13 protein-coding genes are annotated in these 14,770 nt (G+C 39.6%); 5 read left to right on the forward strand and 8 right to left on the reverse strand.

Features of this window, described 5'->3' with window-relative positions; genetic code table 11:
* The first annotated feature begins 31 nt into the window (after window positions 1-31).
* Both LEP1GSC202_RS15385 and LEP1GSC202_RS15390 read left to right on the forward strand, forming a co-directional pair.
* Window positions 32-868, forward strand: coding sequence for a hypothetical protein (locus LEP1GSC202_RS15385; protein ID WP_015678649.1), 837 nt, complete (start codon window positions 32-34; stop codon window positions 866-868).
* A complete protein-coding gene (locus LEP1GSC202_RS15390) occupies window positions 865-2,730 on the forward strand; it encodes a bifunctional chorismate-binding protein/class IV aminotransferase (RefSeq protein ID WP_015678710.1) in 1,866 nt (621 codons plus the stop codon). The genes LEP1GSC202_RS15385 and LEP1GSC202_RS15390 overlap by 4 nt, the downstream gene beginning before the upstream one ends.
* Here LEP1GSC202_RS15390 and hslU read toward each other — a convergent pair.
* Genes hslU through xerD form a run of 4 tightly spaced genes read right to left on the reverse strand, consistent with a single transcriptional unit; the run spans window position 2,720 to window position 6,059 of the window.
* Complete coding sequence (hslU, locus tag LEP1GSC202_RS15395) at window positions 2,720-4,138, reverse strand: ATP-dependent protease ATPase subunit HslU (protein WP_015678707.1); 1,419 nt, start codon at window positions 4,136-4,138, stop codon at window positions 2,720-2,722. The two genes, LEP1GSC202_RS15390 and hslU, sit on opposite strands and share 11 nt — an antisense overlap.
* A 1-nt stretch (window position 4,139) precedes the next feature.
* Complete coding sequence (gene hslV, locus LEP1GSC202_RS15400; RefSeq protein ID WP_015678681.1) at window positions 4,140-4,673, reverse strand: ATP-dependent protease subunit HslV; 534 nt, start codon at window positions 4,671-4,673, stop codon at window positions 4,140-4,142.
* 46 nt (window positions 4,674-4,719) lie between these two features.
* Window positions 4,720-5,151 (reverse strand): ATP-binding protein, encoded by a 432-nt coding sequence (locus LEP1GSC202_RS15405; RefSeq protein ID WP_039929179.1) that lies wholly within the window; start codon window positions 5,149-5,151, stop codon window positions 4,720-4,722.
* Window positions 5,151-6,059 (reverse strand): site-specific tyrosine recombinase XerD, encoded by a 909-nt coding sequence (gene xerD / locus LEP1GSC202_RS15410; RefSeq protein ID WP_015678684.1) that lies wholly within the window; start codon window positions 6,057-6,059, stop codon window positions 5,151-5,153. The genes LEP1GSC202_RS15405 and xerD overlap by 1 nt, the downstream gene beginning before the upstream one ends.
* Window positions 6,060-6,156: 97 nt before the next feature.
* Here xerD and LEP1GSC202_RS15415 point away from each other — a divergent pair, with 97 nt between their 5' ends.
* Together LEP1GSC202_RS15415 and trxB are read left to right on the forward strand one after the other, a co-directional pair.
* On the forward strand, window positions 6,157-6,678 hold the full coding sequence (locus LEP1GSC202_RS15415) for a tetratricopeptide repeat protein (RefSeq protein WP_015678687.1): 522 nt from the start codon (window positions 6,157-6,159) through the stop codon (window positions 6,676-6,678).
* Between the two features lie 60 nt (window positions 6,679-6,738).
* Window positions 6,739-7,680, forward strand: coding sequence for a thioredoxin-disulfide reductase (gene trxB / locus LEP1GSC202_RS15420; protein WP_015678619.1), 942 nt, complete (start codon window positions 6,739-6,741; stop codon window positions 7,678-7,680).
* Between the two features lie 131 nt (window positions 7,681-7,811).
* Here trxB and LEP1GSC202_RS15425 read toward each other — a convergent pair whose 3' ends face one another.
* The 3 genes from LEP1GSC202_RS15425 to ilvB form a co-directional block, all read right to left on the reverse strand.
* Window positions 7,812-9,548: a peptidase MA gene (locus LEP1GSC202_RS15425; protein WP_039929181.1), complete on the reverse strand. Its 1,737-nt coding sequence runs from the start codon at window positions 9,546-9,548 to the stop codon at window positions 7,812-7,814.
* 62 nt (window positions 9,549-9,610) lie between these two features.
* Window positions 9,611-10,099 (reverse strand): acetolactate synthase small subunit, encoded by a 489-nt coding sequence (ilvN, locus tag LEP1GSC202_RS15430; protein WP_015678648.1) that lies wholly within the window; start codon window positions 10,097-10,099, stop codon window positions 9,611-9,613.
* Complete coding sequence (ilvB, locus tag LEP1GSC202_RS15435; RefSeq protein ID WP_015678611.1) at window positions 10,096-11,802, reverse strand: biosynthetic-type acetolactate synthase large subunit; 1,707 nt, start codon at window positions 11,800-11,802, stop codon at window positions 10,096-10,098. The genes ilvN and ilvB overlap by 4 nt, the downstream gene beginning before the upstream one ends.
* A gap of 112 nt (window positions 11,803-11,914) precedes the next feature.
* Here ilvB and LEP1GSC202_RS15440 point away from each other — a divergent pair, with 112 nt between their 5' ends.
* Window positions 11,915-13,021 carry a tetratricopeptide repeat protein gene (locus tag LEP1GSC202_RS15440; protein WP_039929210.1) on the forward strand — a complete coding sequence of 369 codons (1,107 nt, stop codon included), beginning with the start codon at window positions 11,915-11,917 and terminating at the stop codon, window positions 13,019-13,021.
* A gap of 64 nt (window positions 13,022-13,085) precedes the next feature.
* Here LEP1GSC202_RS15440 and LEP1GSC202_RS15445 read toward each other — a convergent pair whose 3' ends face one another.
* Entirely contained in the window at window positions 13,086-14,765 is a 1,680-nt protein-coding gene (locus LEP1GSC202_RS15445; RefSeq protein WP_015678725.1) for a P83/100 family protein, read from the reverse strand.
* Window positions 14,766-14,770: the final 5 nt, after the last annotated feature.

Genomic DNA, 14,770 nt, shown 5'->3' on the forward strand with positions numbered 1-14,770 from the left:
TTTTTTTAACATAAAAGTTTAGCGAACCTCAATGGCAAACGAGAAAATCAAATACAAAGGCTCCGAAATCCTACAAAACTTAGACCAACTCATCCAAAAGGATTATTTCCATTTTGAATTAAAAGGTCTGACAAAATCAACCCGAGACATTGTAAACGAAGTGGTGCAAGGGATACTCAACCGTGTGGGTGCCAACCCTCTCACTTCCTTCCATCTTTTCAGTGGTCTTATGGAGGCTCTCCTCAATGCAGTCAAAGCCAATACACGATTTGTCATTTTCCAAGACGAACTCTTAAATAAACTCAAAGCCCAAGGCCAAACCCCTGAAGAGGAAGCAGAAGAGTTACTCGATATCATCCTAGAAACGGAACCTCTTCGAGATGCAATGCAACGTTACATTGTGCCCGATAAAATCAAAAAAGTAGTTCAAAAGATACTCACACTCTCTGACAAAAAACGAACCAAAAAACACAATCTTTCAGAGGATGAAAAAGACTTCCTAACCATTGTTAAGGAAAAAGTGAAAAAATACGATTTGAAGATATCTATGAAAATTGAAATTCGACCTACATCCGTATACATTCGGATACGGAACGATTCACCCATTATGGGAATGGATTTAAATCGGATTCGTAAAAGTAGAGAACGCCATGCCGAACTGGCTAAACAAGGAAACAGTGCTGAATTTTTTCGCCCAGATTTCTTGGATGAAAAAGAAAGTGCAGGCTTTGGAATTGCAATGATTGATGAAGGGTTTTATAATTTAGGCCTTGATCCATTAGAGTGTTTTGACATCCAAACCAGTAAAAAAACCACCACAGTGTACTTGAACTACCCTCTCGATGCCCTACAAAAAATGGAGTTTTGATTCTTATCGAATCGATACCGTATTCATCCTTTGAAGAGAACTACCGAACACTCGGTGGCCTTCTCTTCGAAGATACTCTCTCCCATCCTGGTTTTACCATCTCGGATCATTATTATGATGCAAAAGAAACCATCAGTCTGAGTTACGAAAAACATCAAAATCTAAAACAACAGATTTCATCCCTATTTGATAGGCTTGATATAGAACGAAAAAAAGGACTCTACCCTTGTGGCATCCTATACTATGAGTTAGGTTATCATTTCATCGAAGGATTGGAACTTTTAAGTTCCAACTTAGAAGAAGGAACTCAATTACTCCATATCACCCTTTTTCAAAAAAAAAGAAGAATCCAATACAAAAATCCAGATAAAGACCAACTTTCTATACACTCCATCACAGAATTACAACCAAAATGGTTGGAAGCAGAGTATATGGAAAAATGGAAACAAACTAATGAGTTTTTAATACTTGGGGAAAGTTATGAATTGAATTTATGTTTTCCAGTCCATTTGCAATTACAAGGGGATTTGTTTTCCATTTATCAAGGTTTAAAAACAAAACAAAAAACCAAGTATTCCGTGTATTACCCAATGGAAAAAAATTCCAAAACCATCCTCTCTGTTTCTCCTGAATTATTTTTCGAAGTAAACGGTGACGAAATCAAAACGGAACCTATGAAAGGTACTATTCTAAGAGGGAATACAAAGAAAGAAGACCAAAAGAACTTTAACTACCTACAAACTTCCGAAAAAGAAAAAGCTGAAAATGTAATGATTACCGATTTGTACAGGAACGATTTGGGAAGAATCGCCAAACAAGGGACAGTGGAAGTAGAGGAACTGTTTTCAATCCAAGGATTGAGCACCGTTTGGCAAATGGTTTCAAAAGTTCGTGCCAAATTAAACCAACCATTTCAATGGAAAGCAGTGCTTTCCGCTTTGTTCCCGTCAGGATCCGTGATTGGTGCCCCGAAACAAAGGTCGTTTTCTCTGTTACGTACCTTGGAAGGAATGAATCGAGGGAGTTATACGGGAGCTTTTTTCACTTCTGAAGAAAAAAATGATGTTCCCTTGATCCGAGCAAGTGTTACGATCCGTACTTTAGAAATCAAATCCCAAGGGAACAATCACCACGCTGTGTATGGAATTGGAAGTGGAGTGACAGTGCTTTCCAAACCAAATGAAGAATACGCAGAATGTTTATCCAAACTGAGAGTGCTCACCAATCCCATTCCTCCTAAGTTTGCAATCTTAGAAACCTTACGTGTTTGCAATGGCAGAATCTTTTTGAAAGAACTTCATACCAAACGAATGGAAGGAACGGCAAATCGTTTCGGATTTTCTTTTTCGAAAGAAAAACTGGAGGAAACCTTTTTAGAGATGGAATCTAAAATTCCCTCGAAGTCGAGAGTCAGGCTTTTACTCAATGAAACAGGAGAATTCCATTTCGAATCCACTGTTTTACCCAAACGTACAAAAAGACCCACAATCAAACTTTGTTTTGCTAAAGAAGCAATCGATTCTAAAAATATTTTTTTCTACCACAAAACAACAAATCGCATTGAATACGAAAAACTTACAGACCTATGTAAAGAAAGGAAAGTCGATGATTGTATTCTTTTTGATACAGATGGGAACGTCCTTGAAACAAGCATTCGCAATTTGTTTTATAGGCTAAGTGGAATCTGGTTCACTCCCAGTTTAGAAACGGGAGGGCTTCCAGGAGTTTTTCGAGAGTATTTACTTCGAAAAAATTGGGTCAAAGAAAAAGTCACAACAAAGGATGACCTGGTCCATGCCTCGGACATCCTTACTGCCAATTCTGTTCGAGGGTTTGAACGTGTAATCCTTGTTAGAGAATGAATCGACTTAAGTCTTTGTCTTCGATGATGCCCTTCAATTGGCTGGAAACATAAGACTCGTTGATCACCACATGTTTTTTGTCATCTGGCAGGTCTGGTGCATCAAAACTTGTGTCCTCTAATAATTTTTCCATGATGGTATTGAGCCTTCGCGCTCCAATATTTTCATTTTTTTCATTCATCTGAAAGGCAAGTTTTGCAATTTCAGCAATCCCATCCTTGGTGTATTCAATCTTCACACCTTCTGTCGCAAGTAGGGCTTCGTATTGTTTGGTGAGCGAAGATTTAGGAGTGGTTAAAATTTTAATAAAATCCTGTTCCGTAAGGGTTTCTAATTCCACGCGGATGGGAAACCTTCCTTGTAATTCTGGAATTAAATCAGAAGGTTTTGTCATATGGAAGGCACCAGCCGCAATGAAAAGAATGTGATCGGTTTTGATGGGGCCAAGTTTTGTATTTACGGTGGAACCTTCTACGATCGGAAGTAAATCTCGTTGTACCCCTTCCCTAGAAACATCTGCCCCTTGTCTTCCTTCTCTTCCTGCAATTTTGTCAATTTCATCTAAGAAGATGATACCCATTTCTTCCACTCGGCGCACTGCTTCCGATTGGATTTTATCTGAATCGATGAGTTTTTCTGCTTCGGATTCGAGTAAAATCTTTTGTGCATCTGAAACTTTTACCTTACGTTTGCCTGATTTTTTTGGCATGAGATCCCCAAGAAGGTTTTGGATTTGGTTATCCATTTCTTCCATATTACCAGCACCAAACACTTGCAACATGGGCATTCCTGTTTGGGTTGAAGGTTTTGGGATATCGATTTCAATTTCTTGTTCGTTTAAAATCCCTTTTCTCAACTTATCTCTAAATTTTTCTCTGGATTCTTTATAACTTTGAAATCTTTCTTTTTCCTCTGGATTTAAATCTTCTTCTTTTTTATGGAAAATCGGAGGAAGGATGGCATCTAAAATGATTTCTTCTGCTCTCTCTTCTGCTTTGTCTCTCACTCGGTCTCTAAATTCCGATTTCACCATATTGAGAGCACCCATTGCCAAATCACGTACCATAGATTCCACATCACGACCTACATAACCCACTTCCGTGTATTTGGTTGCTTCTACTTTGATGAAAGGTGCTCCACATAACTTTGACAAACGACGAGCAATTTCAGTTTTCCCTACTCCTGTGGGTCCAATCATGATGATGTTTTTGGGGTAAATCTCTTCTTTCAAAGATTCATCGAGTTTCCTTCGCCTGGAACGATTGCGAAGGGCAACTGCGACAGCACGTTTTGCTTTGGTTTGCCCAATGATATGTTCATCTAACCTTTCCACAATTTGGCGTGGAGTGAGTTCTTCAGTTCCATTCCCAACAGTTGCAACTTCTGCTAAAATAGTTTTCAATGTCATATTATAATTCCTCTATTACCAAATTATGGTTTGTATAAATACAGATCTCAGCTGTAATTTTCATCGCTTTTGTGATGATTTCTTTTGGTTCTAAATCAGTATTTTCAACAAGTGCTCTTGCGGCACTGAGTGCAAAGTTACCACCCGAACCAATCGCAAGCACCCCATCATCAGGTGAGATCACATCCCCAGTTCCTGAAATGAGAAAGGATTCATTGGCATCACAAACAATCAGTAGTGCCTCAAGCCTTCTTAACATCCGGTCCATTCGCCACTCACGTGCAAGTTCGACTGCCGCGCGAGAAACTGATCCACCATGTTCGATTAATTTTTTTTCAAAGAGTTCAAAGAGAGTGAAGGCATCTGCTGCACTTCCCGCAAAACCAGCGATCACCTTACCATTGTAAAGTCGGCGTACTTTTTTGGCAGTATGTTTCATGACGGTATTTCCCATCGAAACTTGGCCATCCCCTCCAACTGCGATTTTTCCGTTTTTACGTACAGAAAGGATGGTGGTTGCGTGAATTGTTTCCATAAGGATAAATTTCCAGAAGGGAAACCGTTGTCGAGAAAAATGGAGTTTACTTTCGTTTGATGAGGACCATCTGGTTTCCAATCTCGAAGGATTGGTCTAAAAAATAATAATCGGTGAGTTCTCTGATCATAAAAAGACCGATGCCGTGTTCTCTGTAATCACTCACATCAAAACTACGAAGGTCTTTTGGTTCTACTTTGATTCCGTAATCACGCAGTTTGATTTCCACTCGGTCTTTATCAAATTGGATTTCAATGAAAATTGGTTTGTTTGTCCTGCCAGAGTAAGCATGTCTGATGATGTTAGTGATCGCTTCTCCGATCACTAATTTTAAATCCATGGAATCAAAAAGTGAGAATCCATGTTCTAAACATAAGTTAAAAAAATAATTACGAGTGTGTGATACAAAGCGGGGGTTAGAAGGAATTTGAATACGGACTACTTTTCCATAGTCCGCATGTTTCGTGGGGTTCGACATTATCCTCTCGGATGGAATTTCTTATGAACTTCCTTCAGAGTTTTATTGGCCATATGTGTATAAATCTGTGTCGTAGAAATATCGATATGACCAAGAAGCTCCTGCACTGATTTGAGATCTGCATGATTTTCCAAAAGATGTGTTGCAAACGAGTGACGCAGAGTATGAGGAGTGACTTTTTTCTTAATCTTTGTTCGTTTGATATAGTGGTTTAAAAGTCTCCAAACCGACTTACGGTTGATATACGATCCTTTTTTGGAAACAAATACAAAGTCACAGGTTCTTTTTTTAAGAATTTCAGTTCGACTTTCTGTGAGGTAACGTTTTAAAATTTCCAAAGATTTTTCACCAAAAGGAACGAGGCGTTGTCTTCCACCCTTCCCTTCTACAGTGATGGTCATATTTTCCATATCAATGTCAGACATTTTTAAGTTACAGGCTTCCGAGATCCGAAGGCCAGAAGAGTAAAGGAGTTCAAAGATACATTTGTCACGAAGTTCGTACAAATTGTCTTCTTTGATGTTACGAAATAATTCTTCTATTTCAGTTTGTGTGAGGTAATCCGGAATCGTCCTTGCAACTTCAGGTGTTTCAATTTTTTCCGTTGGATTGGAATCAAGTCGCTTTTCGTCTCTTAGGTATTTGTAAAACTGACGGATTGCCACAACTTCTCTTGCTAGCGTTTTTGCAGAGATTTTACGTTCTCTTTCTTCTTCCAGAAAACGGATGATGTCGTTCGCTTTTACTTCTAAGAAGTTGATGTGTTCTTTTTCCAAGAAGATGGCGAACTTGTTTAGATCGTATCCGTAGGAATATATAGAATTATCGCTCAGTCCTTTTTCTACGGACAGGTATTCTTGGAATGTTTGTAAAAGCTGATTTTGAGAAACTGGCAATTTGGAACCCATCTTTACTCTCTTATGTTACTTAAAGAGTCGGACAAAAAGCTTAAAGAGACTTATTATTTTTTTTGCCACAAATGGCTATGTCAGGAAAAAAGGAGATGTGACTTATCGAATCACTCCTGTTTTTTTACTCATCCTTTCTCTACTGTTAGTCGTTAATTGCGGCCGAAAAGAACGAACTCTTTTTGAAGAAGGGAAAAAATGGGAAATGGTGGGAGAAAAAACAAAAGCCCTATATTATTACGAACTTTCGCTCCGTGAAAATCCTGAATACGATCCTGTCCTCAAACGGATGGGACTCCTCCTTGCGGACAGTGTGGAATCAATTGCCACAGCCATCTTTTATTTGGAAAAGTACCATAGGCAAAAAAAAGACGACACGGAAGTACAAAGAGAACTCTTCCGCCTCTATCTTACCACAGGGTATGAAAAAGAAGCATTGGAAATTTTAGAGGAAATTCGTTTCCAAGGGAAAAAAGAAACCTTGGAATTTTTCGAAGCCAGTTATCTCTGTCTTACGAGAGGGGGGAAACAAAAAGAATACCTCCAAAGTTTAGAAAAAAGCCCACTTTCCGGGGACCCCTATTATGCCCCTTGGGTACGGGCTTGCGAAACAAAATAAACAAGTTTGATTTAGACCGAGTCTAAGAAATAACGAACAAGATATAGAATAGGAGAAATTATGAACCACAAAGTTGTCATCATTGGATCAGGGCCTGCAGGACACACAGCAGCCATCTACGCTGCAAGAGCCAATTTAAACCCAGTGATGTATGAAGGATTTATGGCAGGAGGAGTCGCCGCGGGGGGACAGCTCACAACCACAACCGAAGTGGAAAATTTCCCGGGATTCCCAGAAGGGATCGATGGAACCAAACTCACCCAACTTTTCCGAGAACAATCGGTAAAGTATGGCACAACCATCCACACCCAAACCATCACCAAAGTGGATTTATCCAAACGCCCTTTTACAATTTGGTCTGATGATGAAGAAATCAAAGCAGAATCCATTATCATTGCAACCGGTGCTACCGCCAAACGTATGTTTGTTAAGGGAGAAGATGTTTTTTGGCAACGTGGTATTTCTGCTTGTGCGGTATGTGACGGTGCCCTTCCCATTTACCGAAACAAAGCCCTGGCGGTAGTGGGTGGTGGTGACTCAGCAGTGGAAGAAGCAAACCACCTAACCAAATTTGCATCCAAAGTGTATCTTGTGGTAAGACGTGACCAACTCCGTGCTTCCCAAATCATGCAAAAACGAGCTTTGGAACACCCAAAAATCGAAATCCTTTGGAACCAAACTGTGGTCGAAGCAAAAGGTGGCGCTGGTGGTCTTACATCCATCGTCCTCGAAAACACAAAGGACAAATCTCAGAAGGATTTGGAAGTGGGTGGACTCTTTTATGCGATTGGCCATGTTCCGAATACGGAAATCTTCAAAGGCCAATTGAATTTAGATGAAACAGGTTACATCATCACAAAACCAGGGACAACACAAACCAATGTAGAAGGAGTGTTTGCTGCCGGTGATGTTCAGGACAAAGTGTACAGACAAGCCATTACCGCAGCAGGTAGTGGATGTATGGCAGCACTCGAAGCCGAACGATGGCTCGAAGGCCATTAGAAAATGTAAAAAATCGTCACTCTCTCGTTAGGAAATCAGTTTGGTGTTTGATCCACCGACTGGTTTCTTTTTAAATGTTCTGACCTCTTGGAATCATTCCTTACATTGAACCATAATCCAACCAACAAACTTCAATCAGAATATTGCATTGTTTCTTTGTTTTGGAAGATCACTGAATCACCGTTTGGTGCCACATATTGTTTTTTTCCATTTTCCCATTCCACAATTGTGAAATTGGAACCCCGATAGACAATTTGATTCCCAGGGAATACATTGGCTTCCCAACCCTCGCCATACCAACGGTAATTTCCTTTTTTCCAAAGGTAAAAATAAGAACGGCCTGGACCTAAAAAATCCCCTTCTCGTTTTCCAGAAAAATCTTCGACGTTTGCAGTAAAGATACGAGATAAGTTAGGAATTTCGTCATAGGATTTGACTTCTTTTGCTGACTCTTTTAAAGAAAATCCTTTTTCCAAAAAGCCATTGAATTCATTGGGGAATTTTGGTTCCATAACCGTCATTCCCATAAGAGAAAGTGGTTTTGCATATTTTAAGAGTCCGATATCATCTGTTTCAAATTTTTTGATGCTATCTTTTAAGAGTGTATCCGGACTTTTCCCCGTTATTTTTTGTAAGGCGAGGATGGAATCTAGTCCTAAACAAGTTTCCCTTTGATAAGAAATAATCGATTCTTTTCCATATACTTCATGTAAATGTTTTACGAGAATGGCACCAATCAAATAAGGAAGGTTGTCTTTGTATTTGGCATCTAATAATGATTTAAAACTTTTGGGGACTTTGTTTTCTCTGATTAGCTTTTCCGTTTCCGAATACATCCAAATTTTTTTGCGATCACTAAACCTAGATTCAACATAAGAAGGAAATCCTTCTTCAAACCATGGGTCCACGATTTCTTCTGTGGGAGATTTTCCTGTTTCTGCAATGGCCTTCAAACAAGATACTTGTTCGATATTTCTTGTGAGTTTTTGGAGTACCATACTGAAGTTAACGCGACGGAGTGAATCGGCATCAAATTTTGGATTCCCTGTTTTTTCTGGCATCTGGTCGCCACAACACAAAACAATCGCATCTTTGCCACCAAGGCCCAATTCCGTTTGGTTGGCACCTGGGAGGTCAAACCCAACATATTCTTTCGCAGATTGGTATTCATCAAAAAGTAGAACTGGAACTTTTCCGCGATTTGTTAAGCCAAATTCATATTGAAGGTAGGTGAATAAGAATGTTGTTTTACCTTCATCACCAAAAACACGTAAAAACTCATTCCATTTCTCAGAACCATAAAAGACTAGATTTTCCACTTCTAACTTTGGTTTTCCAAATTTGGATTCATTTACTAATAGGAAATTTTGAAAATCGATTGGTTTTTGAAAAATGGTATCGTATTCTTTTCGATTGGCGATCCAATACTTTGTAATTTTAGTATGGTCAGGATAGTTCCATACTAGTGTCGGCGAACATCCGTTACAGTTAGGTGGAGCAGGAGCATAAACGAAACCGATTCCTGTTGGAAAATCCAATTTAAAAATCCCAGTTGGCCATTCGGTAAAAACACTACCATCAGCACGTTTCCATTGGTAATGGTTTTTGGCCCATTGGTACACTTCTCCCCCATCCGGACCTGCATAATACCCAGGAGCTGCATCTAAAAATCCTAATTTTAAATCTTCTAATTTTGGTTCTTGGAGTTTTTCTGATTGGAAAAAACTTTTTGGCGCGGTTTCCCCAAAATCAAAATACAAAACTTCCGCACTGCTCCCTCGTTTTAAAGGAACAGGTTTTCTTTCTGCATCAGAGTAAACGAAGGAGGAAAGTAATAAAAAAGATGTGGTAAGAAGGAAACGTTTCATGGGAACCAAACAATGTTTTGTCCCCAAGTATCGTTTGTTTTTAGACCACTGTCAAGAGGATTCTAAACAACGTTTTGGTTGCGATAGGCGATGGCAATTTGGCCGGTGCGAGAGATCTCACGAATCCCAAATGGTTTCAAAACTGTGATGATATTTGTTACCTGACGAGAATTGCCTGAAAATTCAATCAGAAGGGAATCTTCCGTCATCTCTAAAATTTTTACATCAAAACCATTACAAATTGTAAGAGCTTCACTTCGATTGCTTTCCGTAATGGAAAAAGAAACTAAAACAAGTTCCCTTTGTACAGAACTTGCATATGCCATATCTTGCACTTTTAGGACATCCGGGAGTTTGAGGAGTTGGTTTTTCACTTGTCCCACAACAAAATCATCCCCGTTGAGAACAATTGTCATAGAAGAAACTTCCACGTTGTCAGTGACTCCAACTGCAATCGAATCAATGTTATATCCACGCCTAGTAAAGAGACCAGAGACATGGCTCATCACACCTGGATGGTTATTGACTAAAATACTCAGTGTATGTTTCATTTTTTCAACTTCCCCAAGTCTTTGAATTCGATGAGGTCTTGTTGTGATTTTCCAGCAGGGATCATTGGAAATACTTTTTCTTCCGCAGGGATCATCACTTCAATGAGAGCAGCACCACTATCTTTTAAGAAAAATTCAACTCCCTTGTCGATCTCAGACTTTTTTTCGATTCGCATCGCTGGGATGCCATAGGCTTCGGCAAGTTTTACAAAGTTTGGATTGTAAGTCCATTGTGACTCACTAAACCTTTCTTCATAAAAGAGTTCCTGCCACTGACGCACCATACCAAGGAAGTTATTATTAAAAAGTAAAATCTTCACACCTAACTTTGACTGTGCGATTGTTGCAAGTTCTTGGATACACATTTGGAAAGAACCATCCCCTGTCACACAAATCACAGTTTTGTCTGGGTTTCCAAATTTTGCACCAATGGCAGCAGGTAGTCCATACCCCATTGTACCGAGTCCACCGGATGTGAGCCATGTGTTTGGTTTATCAAATAGATAATACTGTGCTGCCCACATTTGGTGTTGGCCTACATCAGTTGAAACGATGGCTTCCCCTTTCGTTTTTGTGTACACTCGATGTAAAAAGTCTTGGGGTTTGATACTTTCCCCACTGTTGTCATAATCAAGTGGGTGGTTTTGTTTGAGTGTTTGGATATTCTGGATCCACTCACCACGATCTCCTCCTTTTACAAAAGGAAGGATTTCACGAATGGCATCTTTTAAATCACCATGCAAAATATAGTCCACATTGATTCGTTTGTTAAACTCAGCTGCATCTATATCAATATGGGCACGAACCGCATTCGGAGCAAAGTCTTGGTATTTGGCAACACGGTCATCAAACCTGGCACCTAAATTTAAAATATAATCACATTCTAACACTGCTTTGTTGGCGTATGCCGTTCCATGCATTCCAAGCATTCCCACAGACAGTGGATGGGTTCCAGGAAAAGCACCAAGACCCATAAGAGTTGTGGTCACAGGAGCATTTGCTTTCTCAGCAAGTGCCTTAATTTCTGCAGAGGCAAAAGAGTTGATGGCACCACCACCTACGTAGAGTAACGGGCGTTTGGCTGCATTCAATGCTTCTGCAAATTCTTGTGGGTCCCCTTTCACCTTTGGTCTCTCGTAATGGTGGGGAGCAATTTTTAGCGTTTGAGCTTTCCTAACTGTTGTTTTACCCAATTGGACATCCTTTGGAAAATCAAGGAGTACGGGACCAGGTCTACCACCCATGGCAATTTTGATGGCTTCTTCAAAGTGACGGGCAAGGTCGTCGGCTTTTTTAATGAGAGCATTGTATTTGGTAATCGGGATCGTGATCCCAAAGATATCAGCTTCCTGGAAAGCGTCAGTGCCTATGGCATCCGTTGCTACCTGGCCTGTGATCGCAAGGATGGGGACTGAATCCATTTTGGCATCGGTAAGCCCTGTGATCAGGTTCGTGGCACCAGGGCCAGAGGTAGCAATACAAACACCTAACTTACCTGTGGAACGAGCATAACCTTCCGCCATATGAATGGCACCTTGTTCATGACGGACAAGGATGTGTTTGATTTTTTTGCTATGATAGAGTTCGTCGTAAAAAGGGAGAATGGCACCACCTGGGTATCCAAAAACAATTTCCACACCCGCTTCTTCCAATAATTCGACCATGAGCCGGCCGCCTGTAATCGCTTCGGTTGTAGATGTCATTCCTTTCCCCCCTCATTGTCATTTCTGCAAAAAAGAGCCTGTTGTCAATGTTCTCACGTTTTTGAGTCGATTTTTACTGTCTAAAAAGGAATGCTGAAAAATGGAACCTAATATGGAAAACGCCGAGATTGAAAAAACACAAGAAGATGAAAAATTCACAAAAATAAAAGCTCTTGCAAAAGAAGCGTATCGTTTTCTCGATCAAGGTCGCTTTAAAGAAGCAAAAGAACGATTAGACATATTACTTGATGAAGATCCTTCCAATACTTATGGGCTTGTTGGCCTTGGCGATTATTATGCCAAAACAAAACAACCAGAACAAGCCATCCAATACTATCGCAAATGTTTGAGTGGAGATTCCACAAATAAGTTTTCCCTTATGGGACTGATGAATGCATACCGCGATCTCAATAGTTTGAAACGAATCATTGAAGTAGCTGAAGAGTTCCATCACATAACCATAACAGACGCGAGTATTTTATCACGTGTTGCTGATGCACATAGAAAGTTAAAAAACTTCAAAGAATCAGAAGTGTATTATATGGAAGCACTTCAGATCAATCCCAATGACCAATATGTGATCGTGGGTCTTGGCCATTTGTATTTTGCCTGCCAAAGGTATGCAGATGCCATTCTTTGGTGGGAAAAACTCCTCGGGAGCCAACCAAACAATATTAAAATTCTCACTGAAATTGGAAACAGTTACCGAAAAATCAAAGATTTTGACAAAGCAGTTCTTTATTATGAAAGGGCAAAAGAACTCGATCCAAAAAACTTTTTTGCACTCTACGGACTTGCAGAATCCTATCGCGGAAAAAAGGATTTTAAAACTGCCATTACGTATTGGGAAAAAATCCTCGAATCGGATCCAGACAACAAACTCATTATCAACCGTTATGCGGACTCTCCCAGAGGCCTTGGCAATTATGACAAAGCACTTGAATGTTTTAATAAAATTCTAGCGAGTGGTGATGACTACTTTGCACTTCTTGGAAAAGCAGCAGCATTACGCCTGATTGGTGATTTGGAAAAAGCAGAAGAGATTTATTTAGGATTACTTTCTAAGTCTCCAAATGATCCAAGGCCAGCTCTTGAACTATCTGACCTTTGGGACATTATGGGGAAAAAACCACAAGCCATCAAACTTCTGGAAGATTTGGCAAAGAAAAATCCATCGAATGAAGCGATACGTGAAAGGATTGAATACCTAAAGGATTAAATTCCAAGTACACCTTCCAACCACGCCCCTTACAGAGCAATGGTTTGGATGAAACCACAGCCCCTTACGGAGCAATGGTTTTTAACAAACTCAAGTCTTCTTTTTTGAACACTTTGATTGTGGTTTTGTCGCCTTCTTTTGGTTTTCCTGTGACGTAAATTTTATCACCAAAGAATGTGAGTTCGGAATTTTCTTCCACAGGTTCTTCGGTTCTCTTTTCAAACGTTAGGTCTGATTTAAATCGTGATACATGGTATTTATCTTTCACCTTTTCGATGACGTAAATTTTATCTTCACGGTTGATCATTGGTGTTCGCCAAAAAATATCAGCAGATTCACTGGTTTTTTTCACACCCAACTTATCTGGATCAAGTAACACGAGTTTGTGTTTACGAGTTTCTACTTTTTCACCGTCATATCCTAGGACTAAAACTCCTTGGTTTGCGATTTCCTTAAACTCTTTTGAACAAATATTATTGTAAGGGCTTTTGAAAAGAGCATCGTCTTTGGCTGGATCAATCGCCCAAAGTTCGTTGGAATAGTGGCCATCCGTATCGTACTTGATGAACTTCATAAAAAGGATTTTGTTGTTCACAACATTATCACTTTGTTCTTCTTTTTTCTTAAGTTCTTCTTTCGTTTGCGCTAGTTCCGATTTTAATTCTTCAACTTTCGCTTCGACCTTTTGGACAGCGTCTTCTTTTTTAGCACCGTCACCTGAAGTGGTGGTTCCAGTCCTTGCTTCTTCCTTTTTGGCAATTTGTTCTTCTTTTTTACTTAACTCTTCTTTTTTTGCCTCAACAGCTTGTGTTTTTTGATCCGTATCTTTTTTTTCTTGTTCGATCTTTTTGATTTCTTCTGTTTTTTTCTCGATCTCAGTTTTGTTTTTCACTGGATCTTTTTTTAATTCGTTAAGACTCGCAACTGCTTCTGCTTCCTGTTTTTTAAGAGCATCTTTTTTGTCTTGGAGTTCTTTTCCTTCCTTGGACACTTCGTCTTTTTTATCTTGCAATACCTTTTTTTCTTCTTTTAGTTTATCGGTTTGCAACTTGTCCATTTTTTTGGCTTCGTCTTCCATTTTCTGTTTGGTAGCAGGATCTTTTTCTTTGTCCTTTACCGTTTTGTTTACATCTTTTTCCAATTCATCCGTGGTCACATCTTTTCCACTGTCTTTTAAGATGTTCCCTTCGATGGGAATGATGATCTGCGTTTTTCCTGGCCAATTTTTATAAACCGTATCAATTCCTAATTTATCAGGGGATGTAGCAGCTGTTACAGCAGCAGTGTATTTTTTCCCAAAAAACTTTGCATCCTTTCGATGTGTGGCATTGTAGTACAAAATGTACTGTGCGAGAGTTTCGGCGTTACTTGTTTTGTATTGGAAAGACTTTTCGATGTAGGATGCAAGGATACGTGCAATCGAATTTACGTGATCAAAACTTTGGGTTTCTGAAATGGAAAGGATATCTGCTCCCAATTTTCCATCAGGGCCTGGAAGGATCCTTTGGATTTTCACACCGTCAACATTTGCCGTATCTTCTTTGGACAGTGTTTCTGCGAGTTTTTTACCCGTTTCTGTATTTTCTTGGATGATGTCATCAGAAGCCTTTCGTAAGGAACGGTTGATGAATTCAATTTTTTTGGAACCCTTGATTTCGGATTCACCGAGTGGGGCTTTGGATTGGGCTGTCAGAGAAAAACCGACAACAATTAGGCATAAAATGATGGAACGAGAGATTCTCATTGTTT

This window comes from Leptospira yanagawae serovar Saopaulo str. Sao Paulo = ATCC 700523 (assembly GCF_000332475.2).
GTDB lineage: Bacteria > Spirochaetota > Leptospiria > Leptospirales > Leptospiraceae > Leptospira_A > Leptospira_A yanagawae.

What these genes read in the sequence shown, in the direction of transcription:
- LEP1GSC202_RS15445 (WP_015678725.1), bottom strand. Translation starts at nt 14,765, where the DNA reads ATGAGAATCTCTCGTTCCATCATTTTATGCCTAATTGTTGTCGGTTTT.
- LEP1GSC202_RS15425 (WP_039929181.1), bottom strand. Translation starts at nt 9,548, where the DNA reads ATGAAACGTTTCCTTCTTACCACATCTTTTTTATTACTTTCCTCCTTC.
- LEP1GSC202_RS15405 (WP_039929179.1), bottom strand. Translation starts at nt 5,151, where the DNA reads ATGTCGAACCCCACGAAACATGCGGACTATGGAAAAGTAGTCCGTATT.
- ilvN (WP_015678648.1), bottom strand. Translation starts at nt 10,099, where the DNA reads ATGAAACATACACTGAGTATTTTAGTCAATAACCATCCAGGTGTGATG.
- LEP1GSC202_RS15440 (WP_039929210.1), top strand. Translation starts at nt 11,915, where the DNA reads ATGGAAAACGCCGAGATTGAAAAAACACAAGAAGATGAAAAATTCACA.
- hslU (WP_015678707.1), bottom strand. Translation starts at nt 4,138, where the DNA reads ATGACATTGAAAACTATTTTAGCAGAAGTTGCAACTGTTGGGAATGGA.
- ilvB (WP_015678611.1), bottom strand. Translation starts at nt 11,802, where the DNA reads ATGACATCTACAACCGAAGCGATTACAGGCGGCCGGCTCATGGTCGAA.
- hslV (WP_015678681.1), bottom strand. Translation starts at nt 4,673, where the DNA reads ATGGAAACAATTCACGCAACCACCATCCTTTCTGTACGTAAAAACGGA.
- trxB (WP_015678619.1), top strand. Translation starts at nt 6,739, where the DNA reads ATGAACCACAAAGTTGTCATCATTGGATCAGGGCCTGCAGGACACACA.
- xerD (WP_015678684.1), bottom strand. Translation starts at nt 6,059, where the DNA reads ATGGGTTCCAAATTGCCAGTTTCTCAAAATCAGCTTTTACAAACATTC.
- LEP1GSC202_RS15385 (WP_015678649.1), top strand. Translation starts at nt 32, where the DNA reads ATGGCAAACGAGAAAATCAAATACAAAGGCTCCGAAATCCTACAAAAC.